Source organism: Delftia sp. ZNC0008 (assembly GCF_000799035.1).
Lineage (GTDB): Bacteria > Pseudomonadota > Gammaproteobacteria > Burkholderiales > Burkholderiaceae_C > Comamonas > Comamonas tsuruhatensis.
Genome location: NZ_JTKZ01000166.1, coordinates 1 through 11,378, shown reverse-complemented (window position 1 = coordinate 11,378; position 11,378 = coordinate 1). Strand labels below are relative to the sequence as shown.

General features: G+C 67.7%; 6 protein-coding genes and 1 pseudogene. 3 read left to right on the top strand and 4 right to left on the bottom strand.

Features of this window, described 5'->3' with window-relative positions; translation table 11 throughout:
- Nucleotides 1-73 precede the first annotated feature (73 nt).
- Nucleotides 74-613 carry a peptide deformylase gene (gene def / locus L995_RS05595; protein WP_016450766.1) on the top strand — a complete coding sequence of 180 codons (540 nt, stop codon included), beginning with the start codon at nucleotides 74-76 and terminating at the stop codon, nucleotides 611-613.
- Between the two features lie 291 nt (nucleotides 614-904).
- Nucleotides 905-2,398, top strand: a complete 1,494-nt coding sequence (locus L995_RS05590) for a nucleobase:cation symporter-2 family protein (protein WP_016450767.1) — start codon at nucleotides 905-907, stop codon at nucleotides 2,396-2,398.
- 81 nt (nucleotides 2,399-2,479) lie between these two features.
- Here the strand turns inward: L995_RS05590 and L995_RS05585 are convergent, their stop codons facing one another.
- Together L995_RS05585 and map are read right to left on the bottom strand one after the other, a co-directional pair.
- Nucleotides 2,480-5,113, bottom strand: coding sequence for a [protein-PII] uridylyltransferase (locus L995_RS05585; protein WP_052195755.1), 2,634 nt, complete (start codon nucleotides 5,111-5,113; stop codon nucleotides 2,480-2,482).
- An 89-nt stretch (nucleotides 5,114-5,202) separates the two neighbouring features.
- Nucleotides 5,203-6,018, bottom strand: coding sequence for a type I methionyl aminopeptidase (map, locus tag L995_RS05580; RefSeq protein WP_016450769.1), 816 nt, complete (start codon nucleotides 6,016-6,018; stop codon nucleotides 5,203-5,205).
- Nucleotides 6,019-6,196: 178 nt separating this feature from the next.
- On the opposite strand from map, the gene purL reads away from it, so the two are divergent.
- Nucleotides 6,197-10,228, top strand: a complete 4,032-nt coding sequence (gene purL, locus L995_RS05575) for a phosphoribosylformylglycinamidine synthase (RefSeq protein WP_047469995.1) — start codon at nucleotides 6,197-6,199, stop codon at nucleotides 10,226-10,228.
- A gap of 78 nt (nucleotides 10,229-10,306) precedes the next feature.
- Here the strand turns inward: purL and L995_RS05570 are convergent, their stop codons facing one another.
- Together L995_RS05570 and L995_RS05565 are read right to left on the bottom strand one after the other, a co-directional pair.
- Nucleotides 10,307-11,146 carry a TIGR03915 family putative DNA repair protein gene (locus L995_RS05570; RefSeq protein ID WP_047469993.1) on the bottom strand — a complete coding sequence of 280 codons (840 nt, stop codon included), beginning with the start codon at nucleotides 11,144-11,146 and terminating at the stop codon, nucleotides 10,307-10,309.
- 15 nt (nucleotides 11,147-11,161) lie between these two features.
- A pseudogene (locus tag L995_RS05565) lies at nucleotides 11,162-11,378 on the bottom strand (putative DNA modification/repair radical SAM protein); the annotation flags it as partial.

Below are 11,378 nucleotides of genomic sequence, written 5' to 3'. Positions count from 1 at the left end.
CCGCGTGTGGTCACGGTGCGCGGTCGCCCGCTATGCTTGGCGACCCGCATTTCCTGCATCACCGTGCACTGCCATGACTGTACGCACCATATTGAAAATGGGTGATCCGCGCCTGCTGCGCGTCGCCCAGCCCGTGACCGAATTCGACACCGACGAACTGCACCTGCTGCTCAGCGACCTGCTGGACACCATGCATGCCGCCAATGGCGCGGGGCTGGCCGCGCCGCAGATTGGCGTGGACCTGCAGATGGTGGTGTTCGGCTCCGGCCTGCCCAATCCGCGCTACCCCGATGCACCGGTGGTGCCGCGCACCGTGCTCATCAACCCGGTCATCACGCCCATCGGCGAAGACGAACAGATGGACTGGGAAGGCTGCCTGTCCGTACCCGGCATGCGTGGCATGGTGCCGCGCTGGAGCCGTATCCGCTACACGGGCTTCGATGTCTTTGGCGATGCGATCGATCGCACGGTGGATGGCTTTCATGCGCGGGTGGTCCAGCATGAGTGCGACCACCTCTGGGGAAAGCTCTATCCCATGCGCATGCGCGACTTCCGCCAGTTCGGCTTCACCGATGTGCTGTTCCCCGGCATCAGCGCTGCCGAGGATGACTGAGCGGACTTGCTTGCCGCTGTAATTTCAAGATCTGCGGTCAGGTCTTTGTATACAAATCGGTAGACAATTTTTCCATGCTGGCGCCGTACAGTGGCACTTCCCGCGAAGGCGGGGATTGTGTGCGTGCGCCCGCCAAGAGCTGCCAAGCAGCCACCGGGCTTCGCGATGCAGGATGCAGGAGAGCGCGGCCTATCGGGTCGGCGGCAAAGGGTGCGCGGGGGCGCGCCTGCCGCCATCCGGCTGCCGCGTACTTGTCCGGCGTTCTGTGAACAAGAGGACAAGGAGACAGCGATGGAAAAAAGTTCTGGCAATGCGCCGGCCCTGGGCGCAGACATCCGCCCGGAGGACGAGCAACTCGGCCTCACGGCCAACACCCTCTATGGTTTGCAGCATGTGCTGACCATGTACGGAGGCATCGTGGCCGTGCCCCTGGTCATGGCCAATGCGGCCGGCATGTCGGCGGCCGACACGGGCCTGCTGATCACGGCCTGCCTTTTCATGGGCGGGCTGGCCACGCTGCTGCAGACGCTGGGCATTCCGTTCTTCGGCTCGCGCCTGCCGCTGGTGCAGGGCGTGTCCTTCTCGGGCGTGGCCACCATGGTCAGCATCCTGCACACGGGCGGCGGCATGCAGGGCGTGCTGGGCGCCGTGCTCTTTGCCTCGGTGTTCGGCCTGATCATTGCGCCCATTTTTTCCAAACTCACCCGGTTTTTCCCGCCGCTGGTCAATGGCTGCGTGATCACCATCATCGGCCTGTCGCTGATGCCGGTGGCGGCCCACTGGGCCATGGGCGGCAATCCCCAGGCGGCCGACTACGGAAGTATGGGCAACATCGGCCTGGCCGGGCTGTCCCTGGTCATCGTGCTGGCGCTGAGCAAGCTGGGCAACGCCATGATCTCGCGCCTGTCCATCCTGCTGGCCATCGTCATCGGCACGGCGGTGGCGGCCATGATCGGCAAGTCCGACTTTTCCGAGGTGGGCAGCGGTGCGTGGTTCGCCGTGCCCATGCCGCTGCACTTCGGCTGGCCGACCTTCAGCCTGGCGGCGACGCTTTCCATGTCCATCGTGATCTTGGTGACCTTGGTGGAGACCTCGGCCGACATCCTGGCCGTGGGCGACATCGTGGGCACCCGCGTGGATTCGCGCCGCCTGGCCGACGGCCTGCGTGCCGACATGCTGTCCAGCGTGGTGGCCCCGTTCTTCGGTTCGTTCACGCAGAGCGCCTTTGCCCAGAACGTGGGTCTGGTCGCGGTCACGGGCATCAAGAGCCGCTATGTGGTGGCCTTCAGCGGGCTGATCCTGATCGCCTTCGGACTGCTGCCCATCATGGGGCGCATCGTGGCCTGCGTGCCGCCCTCGGTGCTGGGAGGCGCGGGCCTGGTGCTCTTTGGCACGGTGGCAGCCAGCGGCATCCGCACGCTGGCCAAGGTGGACTATCACAACAACATGAACCTGATCATCGTGGCGGCGTCCATCGGCATGGGCGTGCTGCCCATGGTCAAGCCGGACTTCTATCACCACTTCCCGGACTGGTTCGCCACCATGTTCCATTCGGGCATCAGCTCCACTGCGGTGACCGTGCTGCTGCTGAACCTGGTCTTCAACCACTTCAAGCAGGGCAACCCCGAAGAGCCATCGGTGTTCGGCGCCGGATCGGAGCGCGTGCTCAGCGAGGCCGTGCTGTCTGCCCTCGCCGATGGCGACCGGGTGGTCGATGGCAAGCTCTATGACCGCGAGGGCAAGCAAGTGGCCACGGTGTCGGCGCCTGCGTCCGCCATGCACTGATGGCTGCATCCCCGCCTGCCAGCGCATGAACCCGACGAGCCCGCCCTGCACAACAGGGCGGGCTTTTTTTGCGCAATCGGCTCAGACTGCCAGGGCCTGCAAAAGCTCGGTCTCTATGAGCAGCTGGTGCTGGTTGTTCTGCAGCTCGGCACCCTCGATGAGGAAGCTGTCCTCCACTCGCTCGCCCAGCGTGCTGACCTTGGCCAACTGCACGCTCAGGTGGTGCTGGGCCAGGATGCGCGCCACGGTGTAGAGCAGGCCGGCGCGGTCCGTGGCCGAGATGGACAGCAGCCAGTGCTGGGCCTTGTCGTCGGGTCGCAGCGTGACGCGCGGCGCGAAGGGGAAGCTCTTGACGCGGCGCGACAGGCGCCGGGGCGAGGGCTCGCGCAGCGGCCCGCCCTCCATCAGCGCGGCGACCAGGTCGTTCTCGACCATGTGCATGAGTTCGCGGTACTGCTCCTGCATGGCGGGCGCCACCACCTGGAAGGTGTCCAGCGCATAGCTGTTGTGGGCCGTGTGCACGCGCGCATCCAGGATGGAAAACGCTGCGCGGTCGAAGTAGCCGCAGATGCGCGCGAACAGATCGGGCTGGTCGGGTGCGTAGACCAGCACCTGCAGTCCCTCGCCCGCCAGTGAGCGGCGCGCACGCACCACGGGGCGGGTGGTGCCCACGTGGCGCGACAGGTGGCGTGTGTGCCAGGCGATGTCGGCCGCCTCATGGCGCATGAAGTAGTCCACGCCCAGCGTGTCCCAGAGCTTCTTGTGGGACTCGAAGGGCTGGGCCGTCAGCGCCAGCTGCACCAGCGCCTCGCGCCGGCGCGCCTCGATCTCGGCGGCCGCGTCGGGCGCGCGGCCGCCCATCACGCGCAGAGTCAGGCGATAGGTGTCCTCCAGCAGCTTGCCCTTCCAGGCGCTCCACACCTTGGGGCTGGTGCCACGGATGTCGGCCACGGTGAGCAGGTACAGCGCCGTGAGGTTGCGTTCGTTGCCCACGCGCTCGGCAAAGGCCTGGATCACTTCGGGATCCGACAGATCCTGCTTTTGCGCGACCTGGCTCATGGTCAGGTGCTCGCGCACGAGGAACTCGATCAGCTCGGCGTCGGCGCGCGCAATGCCGTGGGCACGGCAAAAGCGCTTGGCCTCCACGGCGCCGATGATGGAGTGGTCGCCGCCGCGGCCCTTGCCGATGTCGTGGAACAGCGCGGCCACGTACAGCAGCCAGGGCTTGTCCCAGCCGCTGGCCAGCTGGGAGCAGAACGGGTACTCATGCGCATGCTCGGCCATGAAAAAGCGCCGCACATTGCGCAGCACCATGAGAATGTGCTGGTCCACCGTGTAGACGTGGAACAGGTCGTGCTGCATCTGGCCCACGATGCGCCGGAAGGGCCACAGGTAGCGCCCCAGCACCGAGGTCTGGTTCATCAGCCGCATGGCATGCGTGATGCCGCTGGGCTGCTGCAGGATCTTCATGAACGTGGCGCGGTTGACCGGGTCGCGCCGGAAGGCCGCATCCATCAGGTCACGCGCGCCGTACAGCGCGCGCAGCGTGCGTGCCGACAGGTCGGTGAGGCCCACATGGGTCTCGTACATCAGGAAGGTTTCGAGGATGGCATGCGGCTCGCGCTCGTACAGATCGTCGCTGGCCACTTCGATGGTGCCGGCCTTCTCGTAGAAGCGCGAGTTCAGCCGGATCCGCGGCGTGGGGCGTGGGTTCAGGCGCTCCTCGATGTTCAGGCGCAGGATCTGGCACAGCTGGGTCACGGCCTTGGCTGCCCAGTAGTAGTGGCGCATCAGCGTCTCGCTGGCGCGCATGGCCAGCTTGCGGCCCTCGGCCGAGGTGGAGCGGTAGCCAAAGGCCTCGGCCACGGCGGTCTGCTGGTCGAAGACCAGGCGGTCCTCGTGCCGGCCCGCCACGGCGTGCAAGCGCGCGCGTATCAGGCTGAGCATGGCCTCGTTGTCTTCGAGCTGCTGGCGCTCGAAATCGGTGATCAGTCCCTTTTCCGCCAGGGCCTGCCAGCTGTGGCCCAGGCCTGCGGCGCGGGCCAGCCAGATCATGGTGTGCAGATCGCGCAGGCCGCCGGGCGATTCCTTGCAGTTGGGCTCCAGCGAGTAGGGCGTGCTCTCGTACTTGTTGTGGCGCTGGCGCATTTCCAGCAGCTTGCCGGACAGAAAGGCGCGCGCATTCATCTGTGCCTGGTAGCGCTGCTGGAACTCGCCGAACAGCGGCTCGTTTCCGCAGATGCGGCGCGACTCCAGCAAGGCGGTCTGCACTGTGAGGTCGCGCCCGGACTCTTGCAGGCATTCGGCCAGCGTGCGCACGCTGGAGCCGATCTCCAGGCCCGCGTCCCAGCAGCTGCCGATGAACTTTTCTATGCGCGAGGTCAGCTCCGGGTCTGCCGTGCCGGTGGCCGGCAGCAGCACCAGCACGTCGATGTCGGAGTAGGGAAACAACTGGGCGCGGCCATAGCCTCCCACGGCGGCCAGGCAGGCCTCGGCAGGCATGCCGGCGCGGTGCCACAGCGCGCGCAGCAGCGTGTCGGCCAGATCGCTCAGGTGCTGCAGCACCAGGCGCACGCCGCGCCGGCCCATGGTGGGCGCCAGCAGCGAGCCTATCCAGCGTCCGCGATCGAGGGCGTACTGCGCGCGCAACTGCTCCAGCGAATCCGGGGCTGCGGGCGCAGAGTTGGAAGGAGTGTGGTCAGTGATCTGTTTCATGCGCGGCCAGGGCAGGGGAGGCGCCTGGAGCGGGTGCCCCGGGCGCAGTGCCATTTTGCCTGCGCATCACGCAAGAAACATGCCGAGCCTCAGCAGCTCGTGGCGGTCACAAAGGGCGGGAGCGCGGGCGAGCCAGCCGACAGGGTCATGACTTCGTAGCCCGTCTTGGTCACCACCAGGGTGTGTTCCCACTGGGCCGAGAGGCTGTGGTCCTTGGTCACGATGGTCCAGCCGTCCTTGCCCAGTTCCTTGATCTCGCGCCTGCCCAGGTTGAGCATGGGCTCGACGGTGAAGACCATGCCCTCTTCGAGAACGGTGCCCGTGCCGGGGCGGCCATAGTGCAGGATCTGCGGCTCTTCGTGGAACTTCTGGCCGATGCCGTGGCCGCAGAACTCGCGCACCACCGACAGGCCGTGGCCTTCGGCAAAGGTCTGGATGGCGTTGCCGATGTCGCCCAGCGTGGCGCCGGGCCTGACCTGCTGGATGCCCAGCCACATGGCGTCGAAGGTCAGCGCCGACAGGCGCTTGGCCGCGATGGAGCACTCGCCGATCAGGAACATGCGGCTGTTGTCGCCGTACCAGCCGTCCTTGGTGATGACCGTGACATCCACATTGACGATGTCGCCCTTCTTGAGCGGCTTGTCATTGGGGATGCCGTGGCAGACCACATGGTTGACCGAGGTGCACAGGTGCCCGGGATAGGGCGGGTAGCCAGGCGGCTGGTAGCCGATGGTGGCGGAGACCGTGCCCTGCTGCGCCATGCATTCGGCGCCCAGCCGGTCGATCTCGGCCGTGGTGATGCCGGGCTTGATGTGGGGGGTGATGTAGTCCAGCACTTCCGAAGCCAGGCGGCATGCCACGCGCATGGCTGCGATGTCTTCGGCGCTCTTGATGGTGATGCTCATGCCCGCAATTATCCCATTGCGCCTTTGGACGTGCAGGGGTAAGGGGCGGCTGTCGCCACCGGGACGGCGCAGCCCGGTAAAATGGCGGCCTCACCGATTCAGCGCCTTGCGGCCTGCCCCCAGCCGGGCGGGGCCGCAGGGCGCTTTTCACAAGCCTCCTCACCCAACAGGCCGCCACGTGACCTTGCATCTGACACAGTTCGAGGGTGGAAACGCTCTCAGCTCGTTCCGCGCCCAGCAGCTTCTGACCGACCTGGTCGCCATCCATCCCAAAATCACCGGCATTGCCGCGCGCTTCGTGCACCTGGTGGCCACGGACGCCGCACCCACGCCCGCATTGCAAGAGCGCCTCCAGGCGCTCTTGACCTATGGAGATCCCTACGAAGGCCCGCAAGGCCCGGCCGATGGCACCGCCCTGGTGGTCACCCCGCGCCTGGGCACGATCTCGCCCTGGGCCTCCAAGGCCACCGATATCGCGCGCAACTGCGGCCTTGAAGTCTTCCGCGTCGAGCGCATCACCGAGTACCGCGTGGTCCTCAAGAGCGGCCTGCTCGGTGGCAAGCCCGAGCTGTCGGCCGAGCAGACCGCGCAGATCGCGGCCCTGCTGCACGACCGCATGACCGAATCGGTCTTCGCCACGCGCGCCGAGGCCGAGCAGCTGTTCTCCGCCCTGGAAGCCGCTCCCATGGAGTTCGTCGATGTGCTGGGCGGCGGCCGCGCGGCGCTGGAGACTGCCAACCGCCAATGGGGCCTGGCACTGGCCGACGACGAGATCGACTACCTGGTCGACGCCTTCAAGGGCCTGCAGCGCAATCCCACGGACGTGGAGCTGATGATGTTCGCGCAGGCCAACAGCGAGCACTGCCGCCACAAGATCTTCAACGCCCAGTTCACCATTGACGGCGTGGCCCAGGACAAGAGCCTGTTCGGCATGATCCGCCACACGCACCAGGTCTCGCCCCAGCACACGGTGGTCGCGTACTCGGACAACGCCTCCATCATGGAAGGCCATGAGGTCGAGCGCTTCGTCGCCACCTTCGAGGCGGCCCTGGACAAGATCAAGGCGCCCAGCTACCAGAAGAAGAAGGCCGTCAACCACGTCCTCATGAAGGTGGAGACGCACAACCACCCCACGGCCATCTCTCCCTTCCCCGGCGCATCGACCGGCGCGGGCGGCGAGATCCGCGACGAGGGCGCCACGGGCCGCGGCTCCAAGCCCAAGGCCGGCCTGTCGGGCTTTACGGTCTCCAAGCTGTGGGGCAGCGAAGTGGGCAAGCCCGAGCACATCGCGAGCCCGCTGCAGATCATGATCGAGGGCCCGCTCGGTGGCGCGGCCTTCAACAACGAGTTCGGCCGTCCCAACCTGACCGGCTATTTCCGCGAGTACGAGCAGCAGGTCGGCGTGGGGGCCGATGCCGTGATGCGCGGCTACCACAAGCCCATCATGATCGCGGGCGGCCTGGGCGTGATCGACTCCGAGCTGACGCGCAAGATCGAGTTCCCCGCCGGCACCCTGCTGATCCAGCTGGGCGGCCCCGGCATGCGCATCGGCATGGGCGGCGGCGCTGCCAGCTCCATGGCCAGCGGCACGAACGCGGCCGAGCTGGACTTCGACTCCGTGCAGCGCGGCAACCCCGAGATCGAGCGCCGCGCCCAGGAAGTCATCAACCACTGCTGGGCCCAGGGTGACAAGAACCCCATCCTGGCCATCCACGACGTGGGTGCCGGCGGCCTGTCCAATGCCTTCCCCGAGCTGACCAACGATGCGGGCCGTGGCGCGCGCTTCGACCTGCGCGCCGTCAACCTGGAGGAATCCGGCCTGGCGCCCAAGGAAATCTGGTCCAACGAAAGCCAGGAGCGCTATGTACTGGCCATCGCGCCCGAATCGCTGGCCGAATTCACGGCCTTCTGCGAGCGCGAGCGCTGCCCGTTTGCCGTGATCGGCACGGCCACCGAGGAGCGCCAGCTGGTGCTGGAGGACACGGCCGTGGCCTCGGGCGACCAGAAGTTCCCCGTGGACATGCCCATGAACGTGCTGCTGGGCAAGCCGCCCAAGATGCACCGCGACGTGGCCACCGTGCAGCGCGAGCTGCCGCCCATGGACCTGACCGGCGTGCCCCTGGAAAAGGCCGTGATCGACGTGCTGGCCCACCCCACCGTGGCCTCCAAGCGCTTCCTGATCACCATCGGCGACCGCGCCGTGGGCGGCCTGACCCACCGCGACCAGATGGTCGGCCCCTGGCAGGTGCCCGTGGCCGACGTGGCCGTCACGCTGGCCGATTTCCAGGGCTTCAAGGGCGAGGCCATGGCCATGGGCGAGCGCACGCCGCTGGCGGCCATCAACGCGCCGGCGTCGGGCCGCATGGCCGTGGCCGAGGCCATCACCAACATGCTGGCCGCGCCCATCGAACTGTCCAGGGTCAAGATGTCGGCCAACTGGATGGCGGCCTGCGGCGAGCCCGGCGAAGACGCGGCGCTCTACGCCACCGTCAAGGCCGTGGGCATGGAGCTGTGCCCGCAGCTGGACATCTCGATCCCCGTGGGCAAGGACAGCCTGTCCATGCGCACCCAGTGGAACGAGGGCGGCCAGGTCAAGAAGGTGACCTCGCCGGTCAGCCTGATCATCACGGGCTTTGCCTCCATCGACGATGTGCGCGGCACGCTCACGCCCCAGCTGGACGCCTCGGAAGACGACAGCACCCTGGTGCTGGTGGACCTGGGCCGCGGCAAGATGCGCATGGGCGGCTCCATCCTGGGCCAGGTGCTGGGCCAGACCGGCAACGAGACGCCCGACCTCGATGACGCCAAGGACCTGATTGCCCTGGTCGATGCCGTCAACGACCTGCGCGCCAAGGGCCAGATCCTGGCCTACCACGACAAGGGCGACGGCGGCCTGCTGGCCACCGTGGCCGAGATGGCCTTTGCCGGCCATGTGGGCGTGGCCATCAACGTGGACATGCTGGTCACCGAAGGCGACGGCATCAGCGACAGCCGCATGGACTCGGGCGAAGGCAAGAACTGGGCCTCCCAGATCAGCGGCCGCCGCGACGACATGACGCTGCGCGCGCTGTTCAACGAAGAGCTGGGCGCCGTGCTGCAGATCCGCACGGCCGACCGCGCCGCCGTGCTGCAGACCCTGCGCGAGCATGGCCTGTCCACCTGCAGCCACATCATCGGCAAGACGCGCCCCGTCTCGTCCAAGGTCGATGCGGGCAAGGGCGAGCTGCAGGTCTGGCGCGATGCCAAGTCCGTCTTCGGCGCCTCGCTCAGCGACCTGCACCAGGTCTGGGATGCCGTCAGCTGGAAGATCGCCCAGCAGCGCGACAACCCGGCCTGCGCCGACAGCGAGCACGCCGCAGCCGGCGAGCCTGCCGACCCCGGCATGCACCTGCACCTGACGTTCGACCCGGCCGAGAACCCGGCCGCACCCTTCCTGAACCTGGGCGCGCGGCCCCGCGTGGCCGTGCTGCGCGAGCAGGGCGTGAACTCCCATGTGGAAATGGCCTATGCCTTCACCGAGGCCGGCTTCGACGCGGTGGACGTGCACATGACCGACCTGCAAAGCGGCCGCGCGCAGCTGCAGGATTTTGCGGGCGTGGTGGCCTGCGGCGGCTTCAGCTACGGCGACACGCTGGGCGCCGGCATCGGCTGGGCGCGCTCCGTCACCTTCAACGACAGCCTGTCCGCACAGTTCCAGCAGTTCTTCGGCCGCAGCGACACCTTCGGCCTGGGCGTGTGCAATGGCTGCCAGATGTTTGCCGAGCTGGCCGACATCATTCCCGGTGCCCAGGACTGGCCGCGTTTCACGCAGAACCAGAGCAACCGCTTCGAGGCGCGCCTGTCCATGGTGGAAGTGCTGGAGTCCCCCAGCCTGTTCCTGCAGGGCATGGCCGGCAGCCGCCTGCCCATCGCCGTGGCCCACGGCGAAGGCTTTGCCAATTTCCGCTTCCGCGGCAATGCGGACAAGGCCATCGCCTCCATGCGCTATGTGGACAACCACGGCAAGGCCACCGAGCAGTACCCGTTCAACCCCAACGGATCGGCCGGCGGCCTGACGGCAGTGACCACGGCCGATGGCCGCTTCACGGCCATGATGCCCCACCCCGAGCGCGTGTTCCGCAACGTGCAGATGAGCTGGACCAACGGCGACAAGTCGGAATTCAGCCCCTGGATGCGCGTGTGGCGCAACGCCCGCAAGTGGCTGGGCTGATGCACTGAGCGACGCTGCAAAGCAGACAAAGGCCCTTCGGGGCCTTTTCTTTTTTCTGTTTCTTTTTGGCGGCTGCCGTTACGGCGCCAGCATCTGCGCCGTGCGCGCGCGGGCCTGCTGGACCAGGGTGGAGATCAGCACCGTCTCGGGCAGGTTGTGCCAGTAGCGGCGCGGCATCTCGCGCAGCATGGCCTGCTCCTTCAGGCGCGCGGGGTTGAAGGTGCTGGCGTAGTAGGTCAGCCACAGGGCCTCGCCCGCGTCGGCTGGCGGGGCATCGCTGCGGCGCGCGCCGGGCGCCAGGCGCAGCGCATGGCCGTCCCAGTGCACGCTGCACTGCGGCGTGAGGATGGCCCAGTGCATGTTGGCAAAGCGCTTGCAGAAGAAGGGTGCCGCCGCGCGCACGATGTGGTGCTCGGGCTCGAACCAGGCGATGTGCAGCTCGGGCAGGTTCTGCCGCTGCGTGGTCCGAAAGCGCACAAAGGCGTGCATCTTGTGGATCTCGCGCGAGACGGGGCGGGCCAGGGCCTCGATGGCGCGCCAGTCCGCATCCAGCGCATCCAGCCGCAGTTCGGGCCGGGCCTGCATGCGCGCCAGCCAGCGGTGGCACAGCTCGAAGCGGCCTGCCGCGCGGTGCATGCAGGCATGGCGCAGGGCGGACATCTGGGTGTCCGACAGGGACAGCCCTGCCTCGCCGGGGCCGGCCAGCCCGGCGAGTGCCGAGGCGGGCATGGCCTGCTGCGGCGCGCTGGAAAACAGGTCCACCCCCGCGCCGAGTGGCTGCGCACTCGGCGTGTCGGGCCACCGCCAGCGCACCAGGGCGGGGTCGGCGCCATGGGCCAGCAGCGCCCTGCAGGCTGCGCGAAAGCCGGGCCAGTCGTCGGGGCTGTCGAGTTCGATGGTGAGGGCCTGTCCGTGCATGGCGTGCTCCAGGTTCTAGAACAGGCTGGCCTGCAGTGCGCTTTGCACGCGCATGCCGCTGTGCCGCGCCTGGGCCTGGCTGGCCTGCGACTGCGCGATCAGCCGCGTGCGCAGCGCGGCCGAGTCGGTCTCGCCCAGCAGGGGGCGGTGGCCGTCGATCAGCACGAAGGGCAGGGCCTTTTGCACGGGGGCGCGCAGCCGCAGCAGGTCGTCCAGCCGCAGCCGGCGCACG

Coding starts and splice junctions, on each gene's coding strand:
- def (WP_016450766.1), top strand. CDS start 74: ATGACTGTACGCACCATATTGAAAATGGGTGATCCGCGCCTGCTGCGC.
- L995_RS05570 (WP_047469993.1), bottom strand. CDS start 11,146: ATGCACGGACAGGCCCTCACCATCGAACTCGACAGCCCCGACGACTGG.
- L995_RS05585 (WP_052195755.1), bottom strand. CDS start 5,113: ATGAAACAGATCACTGACCACACTCCTTCCAACTCTGCGCCCGCAGCC.
- L995_RS05590 (WP_016450767.1), top strand. CDS start 905: ATGGAAAAAAGTTCTGGCAATGCGCCGGCCCTGGGCGCAGACATCCGC.
- map (WP_016450769.1), bottom strand. CDS start 6,018: ATGAGCATCACCATCAAGAGCGCCGAAGACATCGCAGCCATGCGCGTG.